We start from the raw sequence: 18,776 nt of genomic DNA, 5'->3' as shown, positions 1-18,776 counted from the left end.
GGCTCTGTATCCTCCCTGTAGCGATTCCAGGAGAGAACCGTTCACATAGCAAGGAGTGATCGTATGCCTATCGATAAAGTTATTCTTATCACCGGTGCCTCCAGCGGCATCGGCGCGGGCATCGCCCGCGAACTCGCTTCCGCCGGCGCAAGGGTCATGTTGGGCGCCAGGCGCATCGATAGATTGGAAGCATTGGCGGCCGAGATTCGGGAAATGGGCGGCACGGTCATGACCCGCCGGCTCGACGTCACCGATAGGGCTGACGTAGCCGCCTTTGCAGAGGCGGCACGCCTGGTCTGGGGACGCGTCGATGTGATCGTCAACAATGCCGGCATCATGCCGCTTTCCTTGATGGCTTCGATGAAAGTCGAGGAATGGGACAGAATGGTCGACGTCAATATCAAGGGCGTGCTTCACGGCATTGCGGCGGTGCTGCCGGAAATGGCGGCACGCGGCACCGGTCACATCATCAATATCGCTTCGATCGGCGCGCTGGCGGTCTCTCCGACCGCCGCCGTCTATTGCGCGACCAAATATGCCGTTCGGGCAATCTCCGACGGGCTGCGCCAGGAATGCCGCGATATCCGGGTCACCTGCATCCATCCGGGCGTCGTCGAGAGCGAGCTGGCCGAGACGATCACCGACCCGGTGGCCGCCGAAGCGATGAAGTCCTATCGGGCCGTCGCGCTAACGCCCGACGCCATCGGTCGCGCGGTACGCTTCGCCGTCGAGCAGCCCGATGATGTCGATGTCAATGAGATCGTCGTTCGCCCGACGTGGGCGGCACATTGATTCGCACTCTCTTTGCTCTCACCCTGTCCGGCGTCGTGTTCCCGCTGCCTGCCTTTTCCGAGGATCGAATCGAAATGAAGACACCGATACATGCTTACGTCGGCATGTGGACGACGGCCGACAATCATATCCGTCATGAACTCCTGCCAAATGGCCGATACATTGAAGCGCGGGGAAGCCGTGAGCGTGCCTATCAGGGGCGCTACGTGGTGACGGGCGATCATATCGACTATTGGGACGATACCGGTTTCACCGCCGATGGCGATTTCATCGATGGTGTGCTTCATCACGCCGGAATGATCCTCTATCGAAGGAAATGACGATGTAGGGCGATATCTGGTCATTGGCGGCTTGGCCTTGCTCAATGCCTACACGTCGCAGTCGAATCGGCCATTTCAAGGAATCACTCTGTCCTTGCGTCGTTTTGGGACGAGGGCCAGACCCGCCAGTGGCTGTCGATCCCGGGTGGGTCGGCGAGGCAAGCGTCATATAGAGCTTACCAAACCTAGCAAAATCCGCCGGTTAGCCATGGAAAGGCCATTCGAATGCCTTTTTCCAATCAGCGGGGACCATTTTCACTGCGCGCGTAAGTGCCGGTAGATTAAGGAGTTTCTTAATGAAGTATAAATAATTGCGGCCGCCGTGTTGCTGACTTGTGTCCTTTCGGCAACAGGACTTGCGGAAGGCTTACGCAAATCCCCTGTTCCGCGAAAATGTCGATTGCGTGACAGTGCACGTCTTGTATTTTCACTCTCGGAAGCGAGGGCGATTGATCGTCCACTTCTTGAAACACGAGGATGGGACAGGGAATACCTTCGGGTAGTTTTCATTCTCGAGATAAAACTTTGACTGGAGGTCAATATGAACATCAAGAGCCTTCTTCTCGGCTCCGCTGCTGCACTCGTAGCAGTTTCCGGTGCTCATGCGGCTGACGCTATCGTCGCTGCTGAGCCGGAGCCGCTCGAATACGTCCGTATCTGCGATGCATTCGGTGCTGGTTACTTCTTCATCCCGGGCACGGAAACCTGCCTCAAGATCGGCGGTAAGGTTCGTACCGAAGGTCAGTGGTACGACGCCTACAACCCGAACTCTCGTCTGGGTACTCTCTGGCATACCCGCGCTGAGTTGAACGTCAACACCGCGACCGACACCGAATACGGTCCGCTGAAGACGGAAACCATCATCCGTTGGGACTGGAACGACGGCAACGCCACCAAGACCAACCTGCTGTGGGCTTACATCAGCCTCGGCGGCTTCACGGTTGGTAAGACGGACTCGCAGTTCAACGTCTTCACCGGTTATGCCGGCGACGTCATCAACGACGACGTGGTCTATGACGGCCCGTACGAACTGAACCAGATCACCTACAACTACGACGCCGGCAACGGCTTCACGGCTGTGATCTCGCTGGAAGATTCCAATTCCGGCACGGGCGCGACCGGTTCCAACGGCGAAGACAGCTCCGACCACTACGCTCCTGACGTTGTCGCAGGTGTTGGCTACAAGGCTGGCGCATGGGGCTTCAAGGTCGTCGGCGGTTACGACTCGATCGTCGAAGAAGGCGCCGTTAAGGCTCGTGTTGACGCCGACTTCGGCGCATTCTCGGCCTTCTTGATGGGCGGCTGGAACACCGATGGCGACAAGCTCAACAAGTATGCTGGTTCGAACGGCGCTGGCGATGCTGCCGGTATCGGCTGGGGTGACTGGGCTGTTTGGGGCGGCGTTGGCGTTCCGATCAACGAAAAGCTGAAGTGGAACCTCCAGCTCGCCTACACCGACTCGAAGATCTTTGCCGCTACCACGAACGTCAAGTGGAACCCGGTCAAGAACCTGCTCATCGAGCCGGAAGTCTCCTACACCAACTGGGACTCCATCAATCAGGACCAGTGGGCTGGTATCCTCCGCTTCGAGCGCACCTTCTAATCTGATCTGACCTCGGTCATTTAAGATTGTTCACTACGATGATGGAAAGCCCGGCGAATAGCTGGGCTTTCTTTATTTGAGAATATCGACAATTAGAATTCAGTCTTGAGAGCGCTCTATGCTCTTTTTCGGCGTGATCGACCCGTGGTTGCGCATCTCTTTCAAGTAATCTGAAGTAGTTTTCGGCTGCTAACGTGCCGGCAGTATGACAGTTTTGCGACGTGATTTTTGTGCAACGCACGCGTTTGAAACCGCCGTCACAATTGTTCATAGTTTATCTCTGATATTGCTCTGAAAAAAACGATCTGTAGGTTCCAAATCGGAAGCGAGACTTAGCGTCTTGGTTCTCCCAGATCAGGGGTCAACTTTAAAACCAGGTGGGGTAGGGCGCGTCGATTTTCTCGGCGTGAATTGTCATACCTAATCGATATTGGAACTGGAGTTACTATGAACATCAAGAGCCTTCTTCTCGGCTCCGCTGCTGCGCTGGCAGCAGTATCCGGTGCTCATGCTGCTGACGCGATCGTCGCTGCTGAGCCGGAGCCGCTGGAATACGTCCGCATCTGCGATGCCTATGGCGCTGGCTACTTCTTCATCCCGGGCACGGAAACCTGCCTCAAGATCGGCGGCCGCGTCCGTACCGAAGGCGGCTGGTACAACGCCTACAAGGCTGGCCAGGACGCAGGTGCCCGTGGTACCTACTGGCATACCCGCGCCGAACTCTCTCTCGACACTGCCACCGACACCGAATACGGCCCGCTGAAGACCAATACCGTTGTTCGTTGGGACTGGAATGACGGCAACGCCACCACGACCAAGCTGCTTTGGGCTAATATCAGCCTGGGTGGTTTCCTCGTCGGTAAGGCCGATTCGGTCTACTCGACCTTCCTCGGCTATGCCGGCGACGTCATCAACGACGACGTGATCGAATACGGCATCAATAACACCGACGAACTGAACCAGATCACCTACAAATATGACGCCGGCAACGGCTTCACGGCTGTGATCTCGCTCGAAGATTCCAATTCCGGCACGGGCGCGACCGGTGCAAACGGCGAAGACAGCTCCGACCACTACGCTCCGGACGTCGTTGCCGGTGTTGGCTACAAGGCCGGCGCCTGGCAGTTCCGCGTCGTTGGTGGCTATGACTCCATCGTTGAAGAAGGCGCGGTTAAGGCTCGCGTCGATGCCGACTTCGGCGTTCTCACCGCTTTCGTTATGGGCGGCTGGAACACTGATGGCGACAAGCTCAACAAGTATGCCGGCGCCGGCGGTGCTGGTCTCGGTTGGGGTGACTGGGCTGTCTGGGGCGGCGTTGGCGTTCCGATCAACGACAAGCTGAAGTGGAACCTGCAGCTCGCCTACGACGATCTGAAGACTTTCGCTGCGACGACGAACGTCAAGTTCAACCCCGTCAAGGACCTGCTGATCGAGCCGGAAGTGACCTACGTCAACTACGACGCCGTCAACAAGGATACCTGGGCTGGTATCCTCCGCTTCCAGCGCACCTTCTAATTCGGTTCGCCGAACAAGTTTGATAAATCTTCTGGTCAGACCTCCGATCGGAAGAGGAAAGGCCCGGTCTCCCAACCGGGCCTTTTGCTTTGGCCAGACGTCGAATAGTGCGCGGGTGCCTGTTGTTAAAACCCCGAGATGAAATGCCGGATCGCATCCGGAACATCGCCCAAATGTAAAATCGGAGCATGTCCTTGTCCTCTCGCGATCTTGATGGCCATTCCCGGATGGCGGCTTGCCATCTCGTCTGTTGTGGTCTGTGTCAGAAGCTTCGAATTCTCCCCGCGAATCACCATCAGTGGAATATCTTGAAACGCTTGGAATTGCGGCCAGAGGTCTGGAATCGGCGCCTCCAGGTCGAGTGCCTGCATCTGCGCTGCGATGGCGGGATCGTAATCGGCAATCGGCTTGCCGTCACGAAAGGCATAGATTGCCCGTGCCATGTCCTGCCAATCCTCCTCGTCAAGCGCGCCAAAGGCGCTGCCATGGTTCTCCCGAAGGATCTCGATCACCTCGTCCCAATTGGCGGGTTTCTTGTCCCGGTTGAGATAATCGCGGATATCCGCCAATCCGATCTTCTCAAGGACTGGACCGATATCGTTGAGAATCACCGCCTTGAGGATATCGGGCCGACTGGCCGCTAGCATATGAAGGACCAGGCCGCCGCGCGAGGTGCCGATGAAGATGGCCTGATGAATCCCGAGCGCAGCGCAAACCGCGAGGACATCTTGCCCTTCCACGATGAGATTGTAGTGAGATTTGTCCTCATCCCATTCGGATGCTCCGCGCCCGCGGGCATCGAGCGTGATCACTCTGCGCGGGGCTACCGGGTCCTGTGACAGAAGCAGCGCCAGTTGATGAAAGTCCCGCGAGTTTCGCGTCAAGCCGGGCAGACAGAAGACGGGTGTTCTGGCCTTCGTGGTCGTCTCGTCACCGGCATAGTCCCGCACATGGAGCTTCAGGCCATCTTCCGCTGCGATCGTTCTGACAAGAAAACCGCTTTCGTCGTCGCTGCTCATGCGTCATCCCTCGTGCTCTGGCTATCACGAGTGATGTAACGTCATTTTCTCAACCTTCACAACTGCGGTTGTTGGCTGAAGCATATCGCGTAAGGCCGGGCGGCGGCTTTGCGATAGTACTGGGGCTTAGCCGCGGCCGTCAACCAGATCGTGTACGATGTCGGTCTTCTGTCCCAGCCGCGCCTTGTAGACCTGATAGTTTTCCATCACGCGCTGCACGTAGTTGCGGGTCTCGGGGAAGGGGATGCGCTCGATCCAGTCGATCACATCGTCGAGCGATTTGCCGCGCGGGTCGCCATAGCGGCTGATCCATTCCGGCACCTTGTTCGGCCCTGCATTGTAAGCGATGAAGGTCAGAATGTAGGAGCCGCCGAAGGTGTCGATCTGCTCGCCGAGGTAATGAGCGCCAAGCGTGGCATTGTAGCCCGCATCCTGCGTCAGCTTGTCGGCTGAAAAGGCCATTCCGTGCCGGCCGGCAACCGCCTTTGCCGTCTTCGGCAGCAGCTGCAGCAGGCCTCGGGCATTGGCAGAGGAAACGGCGGCCGGATTGAAGGCGCTCTCCTGCCGGGCAATGGCATAGGCTAGCGCTTTGCCGGAGCCGGAAATATTCGCATTGTCCGGAATGACGCCGATCGGGAAGGCGAGTGCAGCGACGTCGATGCCGCGCCCATAGGCGATCTTGCCGATCTGGAGCGAAAGCTGGTGATTGCCGGAACGCTCCGCGCGGGCAGCCAGCATGGCGACTTCGCCGGGACTATCCAGCTGTTTCGCGAGCGCACGATAGAGCGCATCGGCACGCCATCCGTGCCCTGCGGCCTCAAGCCGCGAAATCGCCTGTACCGCCTCACGCCCCTGGAAGCGCTGGCGATCCGTAGCCGAGGGCGAGGGATAGGTGACGTTGAGGGTGCGGCGGCCAAGCTTCTCGGCGGCAAGCTGGCCGTAGAAGGTGCTCGGATAAGAGGCGGCCTTCGCGTAGAAATCGGCAGCCTTGCCCGGTCCGCCCGCTTCGGCGGCACGGCCGAGCCAATACCAGCCGCGCGATTGCGAGATCGGGCCGTTCGAGACCTGCAGGATCTTGCGGAAATGGGCTGACGCGTTTGCGCCGTCCTGCAGGCCGCGCAGAGCGTACCAGCCGGCATGGAACTCGGCCTCGCCGACATCCTGCGGGCTTTCTGCGACGCTGGCATCGACGACGCGGTAGGCGGCCTTGAACTCACCCTGATCCACCAGGCCGCGGCTGACGATGCGCTGCTCGGCCCACCATGCGCCGGGGCTGACAAGCACGCTGCGGTCTTTGGGCATTTGCGCCAGAAGATTGGCGGCATCGTCATATTTGTTCTGACGACGCAGGTTTTCGATCCGCATGAAGAGATAGGCGGGGTCCTTGCGCCATTGCGCGTCGATGGCTGCGATCAGCGCATCGGCCTTCGGCGAGCGATCATTGACCGCCGCCCACGCCTTATAGAGCGATTGCGCTTTGCCGAGGTCGCCGAAGCGTTTGGCCTGCGCGGTCCGGTCGCGGTAAAGCAGATAATCCATGCGCGCCTTGTGATCGGCAGGCGAAAGCAGACTGGGGAATTCCGCAAGGATCTTGTCTTCGAGAGGCTTGTCCAATGGCTCATCGCGCCAGATCTTGCGGATCAGCTTTCCGGCCTGTGCCGACGCGCCGCGTGCCATAAGAGCACGCGAGAGGATGATGCTGCCCTCCACGGTCTCCGGCTGCGAGCTGCCGAAGGCGGCAAGGACTTGATCCGTTGCCGGATTTTCTATGTAGAGCGCCCGCTCGGAATTGGCGCGCAGGCTGCCGAGGCCCGGCCAGCCTTGAAGCTCGCGGGCGGCGGCGGCAATCTCGCCGGAGGGAATGCCTGGTTGGCCCGAAGTCGCAATCGCCCAGGTCAGGATATGGCGATCGAGCGTGCCTTCACCCATGCCGTTGCGGATGGCAAGCGCCTGCATCGGGTTCTTGTTGGAAAGGGCGTCGAGGCCTGCCTTCAGGTCTCCGCTCACCGGCGCGATGGTGCCGCCACGCGGGATCGCGGCCGTGCTCATGGGGTCCGGCGCCATGGCGACATAGGCGTTGGCGCTCGTCGGTATCTGCTGGCCGGGAAGTTGCGAGGCAACCGCGCCCCAGGCGACCGCCAAGCCCACGGCGGTCCAGATCATGACAGGTCTCTTCATCCGGCTACTCACAAAACAAACAGGCCCCTTCCATTTGCCAAATGCAATATTAACGAAACCTTACCGGTGGTCCGAATTTCAATCAATTATGATATCGGAAACTGCCCTTAACCATTCAAAGCGTGCTTGTCGCCGTCAAGCCGGCGCTTTATGGTGCGCGGATTCATAACCATGGATTGCGGCTGAAGCATGAATGCCGCGCCGCTAGGAGACTTGCATGTTCCAGGGATCCATTCCCGCTCTCGTTACGCCCTTTACTGACGCCGGCAAGGTGGACGAGGCATCCTTCGCCTCGCATGTGGATTGGCAGATAAAAGAGGGCAGCAAGGGACTGGTGCCCGTTGGAACGACGGGTGAATCGCCCACCCTCTCGCATGATGAACACAAGCGCGTCGTCGAGCTCTGCATCGAGATCGCCAACAAGCGCGTCCCGGTGATGGCGGGCGCTGGCTCGAACAACACGCGCGAGGCGATCGAGCTGGCGCAACATGCCGAAAAGGTCGGCGCCGATGCGGTGCTGGTCGTGACACCCTATTACAACAAACCGACGCAGAAGGGCCTCTACGCGCATTTCGCTGCGATCGCGGAAGCGGTGAAGTTGCCGATCTATATCTACAACATTCCCGGCCGCTCGGTGGTCGATATGACGCCGGAGACGATGGGCGCGCTCGCCAAGGCCTACGCCAATATCGTCGGTGTAAAGGATGCGACCGGCAAGATCGAACGCGTCTCCGAACAGCGCATCAGCTGCGGCCGCGATTTCCGCCAGCTTTCCGGTGAGGATGCGACGGCGCTCGGCTTCAATGCCCATGGCGGCGTCGGCTGCATCTCGGTCACCGCCAATGTCGCGCCGCGCCTTTGCGCCGAATTCCAGGCGGCCACACTTGGCGGTGACTATGCCAAGGCGCTCGAATATCAGGATCGCCTGATGCCTCTGCACAAGGCGATCTTCCTTGAACCCGGTCTCTGCGGCGCCAAGTACGGTCTTTCGCGTCTTGGCCGCATGAGCCGCAACGTGCGCTCGCCGCTCCTGTCGACCCTGGAGCCGGGCACTGAGGCAGCGATCGACGCGGCCATGCGCCATGCCGGCCTCCTGAACTAACGGCGTCACAGGCGCGCTGCCGAAACTCTGCGGGCCGCTCTCTTCACAAGGAGAGCGGTCTCGCTTATTTAGGGGACAGTTTAGGGGACAGGCGCGCGTTCGGCCGCTGCCGGAATGACGCAAGAAAAGAAGAAGAATCATGGCACCCAAAGGCAGCCAGCGTGTGGTGAAGAAGATTGTGGCAGAGAACCGCAAGGCACGCTTCAACTACGAGATCATCGATACCTATGAAGCAGGGCTCGTGCTGAAGGGCACCGAGGTCAAGTCGCTGCGCGAAGGCAAGGCGAATATTGCAGAGTCCTACGCTTCGGACGAGGATGGCGAGATCTGGCTGATCAACTCCTATCTGCCGGAATACCTGCAGGCGAACCGCTTCAATCACGAGCCGCGCCGCCGCCGCAAGCTGCTGCTTTCCAGCCGCGAAATCGGCCGGCTGCGCTCGGCCATCAATCGCGAAGGCATGACGCTCGTGCCGCTGAAAATCTACTTCAACGACAGCGGCCGCGCCAAGCTGGAACTGGCCCTCGCCAAGGGCAAGAAGCTGCATGACAAGCGCGAATCCGAGAAGGAGCGCGATTGGAACAGGCAGAAGAGCCGCCTGCTCAAGGACAATGGGTGAGGGTGAGGAGCGGTCGGGCAAAGCCCGAGCAATCGATCCAGCGAATCGTTTGCAGCGACGAACGCCCTGAGCCCTAGCGAAGGGCCGGCTGTCGCGGCAAATACGAAACGCTTCCCGGCGTCCACAACCATCCCTGCGCAACCACAGCTGCGCGTCAGTCGATTGCAGCGACGAACGCCCCTTCGGCAGGCATCATGATGCCCTAGCGAAGGGCCAACTGCCGCGGCAACAACAAACGCTTCCGCTGCGCGCAACTACTCTCCAGCGGCCAGCGAACCTGTCAGATGCAGCCAGTCCCAATTATTCTTCGTCATCCGAAGCGGCCGGTGTCGGTTCGGCGGGACGTTGTGGACGCTCGGAAGCCTCGCGGCCGATTTCGGCCTTCAGCGATACGAGATCGATGAAATGATCGGCCTGGCGGCGCAGATCGTCGGCGATCATCGGCGGCTGGGTCGCCATGGTCGAGATGACCGATACCTTGCGTCCGCGACGCTGGAGAGCTTCAACGAGGGTCGTGAAATCGCCGTCGCCGGAAAAGATCACCAGATGATCGACGGTTTCGGACTGCTCCATGGCGTCAATCGCCAGCTCGATGTCCATATTGCCCTTGATCTTTCGGCGTCCCATGGAATCGGTGAATTCCTTGGCCGGCTTGGTAATCACCTTGTAGCCGTTGTAATCGAGCCAATCGATCAGCGGCCGGATGGAGGAATATTCCTGGTCTTCGATGAGGGCGGTGTAATAATAGGCGCGCAGCAGATAGCCGCGTTTCTGAAATGCTTTCAGGAGCTTCCGGTAGTCGATATCGAAGCCGAGGCTCTTGGATGCAGCGTAGAGATTGGCGCCGTCTATAAAGAGTGCAATTTTTTCGCGTGGGTCAAACATCTCTTACATATCCACTGTTATAAAAACGTAATCACTTCATTCAAACACAAGCTAAAACAATGCCTTGTAGGGCGTTGCAGAATAATTCGTATTACTTTATGAATTATTCATATAACCCAGATTTAGGGCACGCAATGCGATATTCCAAGCAATCCAAGGTAGAAATCGTTGTTTGTCTGGGGGAATTTTAGCACTTTCCGGAAGGGTGCAAAGGCGCTGAAACAGGAAAAACTTGAATTTGCCATCGTTTGCTTGTATCGGCGTGCTACTCCGAGACATGATGACGACATCACGACCGCAAAGGACAGGCAATGGCCCGTGTCACAGTAGAAGATTGCATTGATAAAGTAGAGAACCGGTTCGAGCTCGTGCTGCTCGCCAGCCATCGCGCCCGCCTGATTTCGCAGGGCTCGTCGATCACCATCGATCGCGACAACGACAAGAACCCGGTTGTTGCTCTGCGCGAAATCGCCGACGAGACGCTGTCGCCGGACGATCTCAAGGAAGATCTCATCCATTCGCTGCAGAAGCATGTCGAAGTGGATGAGCCTGAGCCCGATCCCGCAAGCCTGCTCGCCGCCGGCGCTTCCGCCTCCAGCGACGAGGAGGAAGATCTGCCGGAAACTGTTACGTTCGATCAGATGTCGGAAGAAGAGCTTCTGGCCGGTATCGAAGGTCTGGTTCCGCCGGAAAAAAGCGACGATTACTGATCGTCGATCTTGATGCTCCGGGCAGGAGCGATATGATGGGAAAATGCGTGCGCCGGTCATATGACTGGCGCGCTTTTGTTTTTGCTGGAGTAGCTTTGGAATGATGCGGCAATACGAGCTTGTTGAGCGCGTGCAGAAATACAAGCCCGATGCCAACGAAGCTCTCCTCAACAAAGCCTATGTTTATGCGATGCAGAAGCATGGCCAGCAGAAACGTGCCAGCGGCGACCCCTATATTTCCCATCCTCTCGAAGTTGCTGCGATCCTGACGGATATGCGCCTGGATGAATCGACCATCGCAGTCGCTCTTCTCCACGACACGATCGAGGATACGACGGCGACGCGCGCCGAAATCGACGAGATGTTCGGCGAAGACATCGGTCGCCTGGTCGAGGGCCTGACGAAGATCAAGAAGCTGGATCTCGTCACCAAGAAGGCCAAGCAGGCTGAAAACCTGCGCAAACTGCTGCTCGCCATTTCCGACGATGTGCGCGTGCTTCTGGTGAAGCTTGCCGACCGCCTGCACAATATGCGCACGCTCGATCACATGTCGCCGGAAAAGCGCGCGCGCATTTCCGAGGAGACGATGGAAATCTATGCGCCGCTTGCCGGCCGCATGGGTATGCAGGACATGCGCGAGGAGCTGGAGGAGCTTTCCTTCCGCCATATCAATCCCGAAGCGCATGATACCGTCACCAAGCGCCTTGAGGAACTGTCGCGCCGTAACGAGGGCCTGGTCAAGAAGATCGAGACCGAGCTGCGCGATCTGCTTGTCGCCAATGGCCTTGCCAACGCCATGGTCAAGGGCCGGCTGAAAAAGCCCTATTCGGTCTTTCGCAAGATGCAGTCGAAGTCGCTCTCCTTCGAGCAGCTCTCCGATGTCTACGGCTTCCGCCTTCTGGTCGACGATATTCCCTCCTGCTATCGGGCGCTCGGCATCGTCCATACCCGCTGGCGCGTCGTTCCCGGCCGCTTCAAGGATTATATCTCGACGCCTAAGCAGAATGATTACCGCTCGCTGCACACGACGATCGTCGGCCCTTCGAGCCAGCGCATCGAACTGCAGATCCGCACCAAGCGCATGCATGAGATCGCCGAATTCGGCATTGCCGCCCACACGCTTTATAAGGATGGCGCCAACACCAATGGCGATAGCGAGCTCCTGTCGAGGGAAAGCAACGCCTATTCCTGGCTGCGCCATACGATCGAGGCGTTGGCCGAGGGCGACAGCCCTGAAGAATTTCTAGAGCACACGAAGCTCGAACTGTTCCAGGACCAGGTCTTCTGTTTCACGCCCAAGGGCAAGCTGATCGCCCTGCCGCGCGGCGCGACGCCGATCGACTTTGCCTATGCCGTCCATACCAATATCGGTGACACCACGGTCGGCGCCAAGATCAACGGCCGCATCATGCCGCTCGTCACGCGGCTGAACAATGGCGATGAGGTCGAGATCATCCGCTCGGGCGTGCAGGTGCCGCCGGCCGCCTGGGAAGAGATCGTGGTCACCGGCAAGGCGCGCGCCGCTATTCGCCGCGCCACCCGCCTTGCCATCCGCAAGCAATATGCCGGCCTAGGCCATCGCATTCTGGAGCGCACCTTCGAGCGCGCCGGCAAGGTCTTCTCGCGCGATGCCCTGAAGCCGGCCCTGCATCGCCTCGGCCAGAAGGACGTCGAGGACGCGATCGCCGCCGTCGGGCGAGGGGAGATGTCGTCGCTTGATGTCTTGCGCGCCGTCTATCCCGATCATCAGGACGAACGCGTGACCGTGAAGCCCGCCGGCGACGAGGGCTGGTTCAACGTTCGCAGCGCCTCCGGCATGATCTTCAAGATCCCCGGCAAGAACAAGGCCGAGGTTTCCGACGGCGCCGATCTCGATGCGCCGCCGATCCGCGGCATCTCTTCGAATGTCGAGGTGCATTTCGCGCCGACCGGTGCCGTCCCCGGCGACCGCATCGTCGGCATCATGGAAAAAGGCAAGGGCATCACCATATATCCGATCCAGTCGCCTGTCCTGCAGCGGTTCGATGACGAGCCGGAGCGCTGGATCGATGTGCGCTGGGATCTGGACGAGGCCAACAAGTCCCGCTTTGCCGCCCGCATCCTGATCAATGCCCTCAATGAGCCGGGAACCCTGGCGAAGGTGGCGCAAACCGTGGCGGATGTGGACGTCAATATTCGCGTGCTCAACACCGTTCGGGTTGCAGCCGATTTCACCGAAATGGCCCTCGACGTCGAAGTTTGGGATCTGCGCCAGCTCAATCAGCTTCTGGTGCAGCTCAAGGAACTCGACTGTATCGCCACCGTAAAGCGCCTCTACGAATGAGATCTACCGGGATTGCTGCCGATCCGAGGCAGGCTGCATATTTTGTGATCATTTTATGACCAAATTCGAGCGCCCTTTTGGATAGATATGCATTGAGCGCATGGCTGTGTATATTTTAGAGCGGTGGTAATTAACCTTTGTCGGGCCTATCTTCTGATCATCGAAGAAACGAAACTGAGATGAGAGAAGACAATGTTTAGCCCGATCAAGAAAATCGCCCGTGCTCTGCGTGTTCCGAGTGTTGAAGAACGCGAAATGGCTTACCTGAATGGTTCGCATGACCGTTTTGACCTTGAGTATCGTCAGCGTCAGGTCGACCGCGGTCTGTTCCGCACGCGTTAATCGCTGTTAATACTTGAAAGACCAGAAGGGGCGCGTCGTTGTTGCGCCCTTGGAGCATCCCGATCTTGCGGGATTGCTTCCTGCAAATGAAGAGAACGTCCATTTTCTGCGCGCCGCGCAGAGGATGTTCCCAAAAAGAGCCGCACTTTCGGTTCTTAATCAGTGCATGATACGTTCGGCCGCTCTTGTCACGACGGCCTCCATTGCACTAGATAAGCCGCATGCTGTTTCGTCGCCGAAAACCACTGACATTCAAGGAAAAACTGCGGGAACACCTTTGGCCCCGCAAGGGTTTCGTCCGTTCGTTCCAATATTTCGGTAAGCGCCTCGTTCGCCTCGCCGCCTCGCCGCATTCGGTCGCGGCCGGCTTTGCGGCGGGCATTGTCGTGTCCTGGACGCCGTTCATCGGTGTACATTTCGTCATGGCGATCATCATAGCCTATCTCGTCGGCGGCAATGTCATTGCCTCCGCGCTCGGCTGTCTGGCTGCCGGCAATCCGATTACCTACCCCTTCATCTGGGCTTTGACCTGGGAAATCGGTCATCTGATCCTGGCGCGTGACAGTGGTGGCCAGGGCGGCAGCATCGATCTGCCGGCGCTGTGGCACAAGGGTGATCTCACGCAAATCTGGGACCCGGTTTTGAAGCCGATGCTGATCGGCGGCATTCCGCCCGCCATCGTGACGGGTGTGATCGTCTATGCGCTTACCTATTATGGTGTGAAGACCTTCAAGACGCGCCGCAAGGAGCGTTTGATGGAACGTGCGCGCGAGCGGCTCGCGCTCGCCGAAAACGCATCGAGCGTCTGACGTGCCTGACCTTGTCCGGGCCGCCAGGAGGGCCTTCCCATGATTATCGGCATAGGCAGCGACCTTATCGACATCCGCCGGGTCGAGAAGACGATCGAACGTTTCGGCGCCCGGTTCACCGAGCGCTGCTTTACCGATATTGAGCGCGCCAAGTCCGAGCGCCGCAAGAACAAGGCGGCCTCCTATGCCAAGCGTTTTGCTGCCAAGGAAGCTTGCTCCAAGGCTTTGGGCACGGGGTTGGCGCAGGGTGTTTTCTGGCGCGACATGGGGGTCGTCAATCTGCCAAGCGGTAAGCCGACGATGCAATTGACCGGCGGTGCCGCCGAAAGAGTGGCGGCCATGCTGCCACCAAATCATCGCGCCGCCATTCATTTGACTATAACGGATGATTTTCCTCTTGCTCAGGCTTTTGTGATCATCGAAGCGCTGCCGATGGATGCCTGAATCACGACTGTATGTCGCTTTTGGCAACCGCGCCATTGCCGCGATGATGTGAAGCGAGTAGACAGTGCCTGAATGCAAGTGCGCCGGTGGGGTGCGAAAAAGGAATAAGACTGCGTGTCCGAGAAAGCCGTAAAACAGCAGAACGCCCTGTGGGAGAACATCAAGGTCATCGTACAGGCGCTCGTCCTGGCCATGATCATCCGCACGTTTCTCTTTCAGCCATTCACCATCCCGTCAGGCTCAATGATGCCGACGCTTCTTGTCGGCGATTACATCTTCGTCAACAAGTTCGCCTACGGCTATTCCAAGTATTCAATGCCGTTCTCGCCGGATCTGTTCAGCGGCCGCATCCTGGGCAGCGAACCGAAGCGTGGCGACGTCGTGGTTTTCCGCTTCCCGCCCAATCCGGATGTCGACTACATCAAGCGCGTGATCGGTCTGCCGGGCGACCGCATCCAGGTGAAGAGTGATATCCTCTACATCAACGGTCAGGCCGTTCCGCGCGAGCCGCATGGCACCTTCTCCTCGGACTACAGTCAGGAGCCGGGCGACAACATCGCCGTCTACAGCGAGCGCCTGCCTGATACCGGCAAGGTCTATGACACGCTGGATCTTTCGCCGAATTCGCGTGGCGACAATACCCAGGAATATGTCGTTCCGCCGGGCCATTACTTCATGATGGGCGACAATCGCGACAATTCCGACGATAGCCGTTTCGATGTCGGCTATGTCCCTGCCGAGAACCTGATCGGCCGCGCCAGCATCATCTTCTTCTCGCTGGGCCACGACACCTCGTTTCGCGAAGTCTGGAAATGGCCGACCAACATGCGTTGGGACCGTATTTTCAAGGTTGTCGAATGACGAAGGCGCAGACGCTCTCCCAGGCGGATCGTGCCAAGCTTGAGGTCGTTATAGGCCATGAATTCGCCGAAAAGGAGCGTCTCGACCGCGCGCTGACCCATGCCAGCGCGCGGACGCACAAGACGGGCAACTATGAACGGCTGGAATTTCTCGGCGACCGTGTTCTCGGCTTGTGCATTGCAGAATTGCTTTTCAAGACCTTCGGCGCGGCGACGGAAGGCGAGCTTTCGGTACGTCTCAACCAGCTGGTGAGTGCAGAGACCTGCGCTGAAGTTGCCGATGAGATGGAGTTGCATCTTTACATCCGCACTGGCGCCGACGTGAAGAAGCTCACGGGCAAGCGCATGCTCAACGTGCGCGCCGATGTCGTCGAAAGCCTGATTGCCGCGCTTTATCTGGATGGCGGCCTTGAAGTCGCCCGCGCGTTCATCCTGCGTTTCTGGGAGCGCCGGGCTATTCGGCCGGAAGGCGCAAGGCGCGATGCAAAGACGGAATTGCAGGAATGGGCGCATGCGAAATTTGGCGTCACTCCGGTCTATAGGGTTGATGATCGCAGCGGACCGGATCATGATCCGCGCTTCACGGTGACCGTGGAAGTCAAGGGTACAGCGCCCGAAACGGGAATAGAGCGCTCCAAACGTGCGGCCGAACAGATGGCGGCGACACGGATCCTGGAGCGCGAAGGTGTATGGCAGCCTCAGTTGACTGAGAAGTGACTGCCGGGGAATAGTGACAAATGAGCAATCAACAGGACACCTCAGCCGAAGACGGCGCGGCTGAACATATCGGTCCGACGCATTCAGGCTTCGTCGCCCTTATCGGCCCCACCAATGCCGGCAAGTCTACGCTGGTCAACCGGCTTGTGGGCGCCAAGGTTTCGATCGTCAGCCACAAGGTGCAGACGACGCGCGCGATCGTGCGCGGCATTGCCATTCACAACAATGCGCAGATCGTCTTCATGGACACGCCGGGCATCTTCAAGCCGCGCCGCCGGCTGGATCGCGCCATGGTGACGTCTGCCTGGGGCGGAGCCAAGGATGCCGACCTCATCATGCTGTTGATCGACAGCGAGCGCGGCTTGCGCGGCGATGCCGAGGCCATTCTGGAAGGCTTGAAGGACGTTTCCCAGCCGAAGATCCTGGTTTTGAACAAGATCGACCGCGTCCGCCGCGAGGATCTGCTGGCACTTGCCGCCGCCGCCAACGAGAAGATCGCCTTCGAGCAGACCTTCATGATCTCGGCAGAGAACGGCTCCGGCTGCGCCGACGTGATGGATTATCTGGCAAAGACCTTGCCGGAAGGCCCCTGGTACTATCCCGAGGATCAGATTTCGGACCTGCCGATGCGCCAGCTCGCCGCCGAAATTACCCGGGAAAAGCTGTTCCTGCGCCTGCACCAGGAGCTTCCCTATTCCTCGCATGTCGAGACCGAGAAATGGGAGGAGCGCAAGGATGGCTCGGTGCGCATCGAACAGGTGATCTATGTCGAGCGCGAGAGCCAGAAGAAGATCGCGCTCGGCAAGGGTGGCGAGACGATCAAGGCGATCTCGACCGCGTCGCGCAAGGAACTCTCCGAAATTCTGGAACAGCCCGTGCACCTTTTCCTCTTCATCAAGGTCCGCGAAAACTGGGGAGACGATCCCGAGCGTTTCCGGGAGATGGGGCTCGATTTCCCGCATTGATGGAACTTTGCTTCCCTGAGCGCTTTATATTGCAGCGGTTTATCGGGCATGTCGCTTTGCCGCTGCAACTGAGGGGAGCATTTCATGACGAAGGCAGCTGCGACTGTGCATGGACAACGCACGCCCTGCCAGCAATGTCCACTAAGATCCCTGCCGCATTTCCGAGAATTCGAGCGCGACGAGCTGAATTTCATCAGCGGTTTCAAGAAGGGCGAACTTCTCGTCGACGCCGGTGCCACGATCTTTCTTGAAGGCGCGCATAGCGCCCACCTTTTCACCATCCTCTCCGGCTGGGGCTTCCGCTACAAGACGCTGGAGGATGGGCGCCGCCAGATTCTGAACTATGTGATGCCCGGCGACCTCATCGGATTGCAAGGTTCGATCATGGGCGAGATGCAGCACTCGACGGAGGCGCTTTCGCCAATATCGCTTTGCGTCTTCGAGCGCACGGAATTGATGACGCTCTACAATTCCCATCCTTCGCTAGCCTATGATCTGACCTGGATCGCATCGCGAGAGGAGCGGATACTGGATGAACATCTTCTAAGCATAGGTCGCCGCTCCGCGCTCGAGCGTGCAGCCTATCTGATCGCGTATCTGCATCAGCGTGCCCGCGCACTCCGCTTGTTCAATGGCAGCAAGACCATCCCCATCCGGCAGCAGCACGTCGCCGACACGCTTGGTCTTTCGGTGGTTCATACCAACAAGACATTGAAAAAGTTGGCGGCGCGGAAGCTGCTGCTCTGGAACGAGCGAGGCTGTGAGGTTTTGGACAGCGAAGGCCTTGCTGAGCTCGCTGGTTGGGACGGCCTTGATTCGGTCAGGCGCCCCTTCATTTGAGGGCAGCCTTTTGCACAAACGACATGTCTTTTTTAAATGCTGACGACAACTGTATCAGCATAGATTATTGTTATCGTCACTTTTCGACCAGTTTCACCTTTTACTAACCGCGGCGGCAAAAGCGATTGGAGCATGGTGACGAGCCCATAGTCCCGCAGTGCAAAAAGTGCGAAGCGGATTGGAGGCGAAGTCATGTCACAAGAGACTGAGCCAAAACGGATGGGCAAAGCCATCCATTCAAGACGGGCCGATGATTGGCGCCGGAGGGATAGATGCGGGACTTTTTACGGGGTGCGCCAATTGGCGCGTACGTGCAAGGATGGCGCTGATATGACGTTTCAGCGCGTCCTTATACTGGAAGATAATCTTATCATTGCCATGGAGGCGGAGGAAATTCTTCACCTCGTCGGAATTCAACAAATTGAGATTGCTTCGAATCTGGAGCAGGCGGTCAACGCCATTCATTCGGAACATTATGATTTTGCAATGCTCGACGTGAATCTTGGGGAGTCGACCAGTTTCGGCTTTGCCCGATTGCTGATGGAACGCGGCATTTCCTTCGGCTTCGTCAGCGGCTATTCCGATACACTCGATTTTCCGGCAGATCTGCGGCATGTGCCGCTTTTGAACAAGCCTTTCGACGAGCAATCCATGCGCCTCTTCGTCGAGACGCTGGCCGGCGGTTCCCCGCTCGCCATGTGACAGCGGCAGTCATTTGTCCTAAACTCGAATC

19 protein-coding genes are annotated in these 18,776 nt (G+C 58.4%); 16 read left to right on the top strand and 3 right to left on the bottom strand.

Going from position 1 to position 18,776, the window contains the following annotated elements; translation table 11 throughout:
- The first annotated feature begins 63 nt into the window (after positions 1-63).
- The 4 genes from AC13QY_RS18720 to AC13QY_RS18705 all read left to right on the top strand — a co-directional run bounded on the left by AC13QY_RS18720 (position 64) and on the right by AC13QY_RS18705 (position 4,230).
- A complete protein-coding gene (locus tag AC13QY_RS18720) occupies positions 64-792 on the top strand; it encodes an SDR family oxidoreductase (RefSeq protein WP_113354066.1) in 729 nt (242 codons plus the stop codon).
- Between the two features lie 35 nt (positions 793-827).
- Complete coding sequence (locus AC13QY_RS18715; RefSeq protein WP_269244456.1) at positions 828-1,112, top strand: Atu4866 domain-containing protein; 285 nt, start codon at positions 828-830, stop codon at positions 1,110-1,112.
- Positions 1,113-1,653: 541 nt separating this feature from the next.
- Positions 1,654-2,715, top strand: coding sequence for a porin (locus AC13QY_RS18710; RefSeq protein WP_113333818.1), 1,062 nt, complete (start codon positions 1,654-1,656; stop codon positions 2,713-2,715).
- Between the two features lie 447 nt (positions 2,716-3,162).
- Entirely contained in the window at positions 3,163-4,230 is a 1,068-nt protein-coding gene (locus tag AC13QY_RS18705; RefSeq protein WP_112723018.1) for a porin, read from the top strand.
- A gap of 125 nt (positions 4,231-4,355) precedes the next feature.
- Here AC13QY_RS18705 and AC13QY_RS18700 read toward each other — a convergent pair whose 3' ends face one another.
- Positions 4,356-5,249, bottom strand: coding sequence for an alpha/beta fold hydrolase (locus AC13QY_RS18700; RefSeq protein ID WP_113333819.1), 894 nt, complete (start codon positions 5,247-5,249; stop codon positions 4,356-4,358).
- A 126-nt stretch (positions 5,250-5,375) separates the two neighbouring features.
- A complete protein-coding gene (locus AC13QY_RS18695) occupies positions 5,376-7,427 on the bottom strand; it encodes a lytic transglycosylase domain-containing protein (protein WP_113333820.1) in 2,052 nt (683 codons plus the stop codon).
- 217 nt (positions 7,428-7,644) lie between these two features.
- Between AC13QY_RS18695 and dapA the strand changes: the two genes are divergently transcribed.
- Complete coding sequence (gene dapA, locus AC13QY_RS18690) at positions 7,645-8,529, top strand: 4-hydroxy-tetrahydrodipicolinate synthase (protein WP_113333821.1); 885 nt, start codon at positions 7,645-7,647, stop codon at positions 8,527-8,529.
- 139 nt (positions 8,530-8,668) lie between these two features.
- Positions 8,669-9,148 carry an SsrA-binding protein SmpB gene (smpB, locus tag AC13QY_RS18685; RefSeq protein ID WP_069616140.1) on the top strand — a complete coding sequence of 160 codons (480 nt, stop codon included), beginning with the start codon at positions 8,669-8,671 and terminating at the stop codon, positions 9,146-9,148.
- Positions 9,149-9,448: 300 nt separating this feature from the next.
- On the opposite strand, the gene AC13QY_RS18680 is transcribed toward smpB, so the two are convergent.
- A complete protein-coding gene (locus AC13QY_RS18680) occupies positions 9,449-10,033 on the bottom strand; it encodes a LabA-like NYN domain-containing protein (protein WP_069616141.1) in 585 nt (194 codons plus the stop codon).
- A 311-nt stretch (positions 10,034-10,344) separates the two neighbouring features.
- On the opposite strand from AC13QY_RS18680, the gene rpoZ reads away from it, so the two are divergent.
- From rpoZ to AC13QY_RS18630, 10 genes are all read left to right on the top strand, one after another.
- Positions 10,345-10,743, top strand: coding sequence for a DNA-directed RNA polymerase subunit omega (gene rpoZ, locus AC13QY_RS18675; RefSeq protein WP_069616142.1), 399 nt, complete (start codon positions 10,345-10,347; stop codon positions 10,741-10,743).
- Between the two features lie 100 nt (positions 10,744-10,843).
- Positions 10,844-13,066 carry a RelA/SpoT family protein gene (locus AC13QY_RS18670; RefSeq protein WP_113329125.1) on the top strand — a complete coding sequence of 741 codons (2,223 nt, stop codon included), beginning with the start codon at positions 10,844-10,846 and terminating at the stop codon, positions 13,064-13,066.
- A gap of 192 nt (positions 13,067-13,258) precedes the next feature.
- Positions 13,259-13,408 carry a DUF3563 family protein gene (locus AC13QY_RS18665; protein ID WP_015339295.1) on the top strand — a complete coding sequence of 50 codons (150 nt, stop codon included), beginning with the start codon at positions 13,259-13,261 and terminating at the stop codon, positions 13,406-13,408.
- Between the two features lie 221 nt (positions 13,409-13,629).
- Positions 13,630-14,217 (top strand): DUF2062 domain-containing protein, encoded by a 588-nt coding sequence (locus AC13QY_RS18660; RefSeq protein ID WP_069616144.1) that lies wholly within the window; start codon positions 13,630-13,632, stop codon positions 14,215-14,217.
- Positions 14,218-14,256: 39 nt separating this feature from the next.
- Positions 14,257-14,661 (top strand): holo-ACP synthase, encoded by a 405-nt coding sequence (gene acpS, locus AC13QY_RS18655; RefSeq protein ID WP_015339297.1) that lies wholly within the window; start codon positions 14,257-14,259, stop codon positions 14,659-14,661.
- Between the two features lie 114 nt (positions 14,662-14,775).
- The gene (lepB, locus tag AC13QY_RS18650; protein WP_113351661.1) at positions 14,776-15,522 is read left to right on the top strand and encodes a signal peptidase I; all 747 of its coding nucleotides are present in this window, start codon (positions 14,776-14,778) and stop codon (positions 15,520-15,522) included.
- On the top strand, positions 15,519-16,238 hold the full coding sequence (gene rnc, locus AC13QY_RS18645; RefSeq protein ID WP_113351662.1) for a ribonuclease III: 720 nt from the start codon (positions 15,519-15,521) through the stop codon (positions 16,236-16,238). Before lepB ends, rnc begins: the two co-directional genes overlap by 4 nt.
- A gap of 20 nt (positions 16,239-16,258) precedes the next feature.
- On the top strand, positions 16,259-17,203 hold the full coding sequence (era, locus tag AC13QY_RS18640) for a GTPase Era (protein ID WP_113351663.1): 945 nt from the start codon (positions 16,259-16,261) through the stop codon (positions 17,201-17,203).
- 84 nt (positions 17,204-17,287) lie between these two features.
- Positions 17,288-18,043 carry a Crp/Fnr family transcriptional regulator gene (locus AC13QY_RS18635; protein WP_113351664.1) on the top strand — a complete coding sequence of 252 codons (756 nt, stop codon included), beginning with the start codon at positions 17,288-17,290 and terminating at the stop codon, positions 18,041-18,043.
- A gap of 219 nt (positions 18,044-18,262) precedes the next feature.
- Positions 18,263-18,745 carry a response regulator gene (locus AC13QY_RS18630; protein ID WP_233788697.1) on the top strand — a complete coding sequence of 161 codons (483 nt, stop codon included), beginning with the start codon at positions 18,263-18,265 and terminating at the stop codon, positions 18,743-18,745.
- Positions 18,746-18,776: the final 31 nt, after the last annotated feature.

Source organism: Martinezella sp. CNPSo 3795, assembly GCF_057784475.1.
Note: the sequence above shows the minus strand (reverse complement) of the source record. Positions and strands in the feature narration are given on the sequence as shown.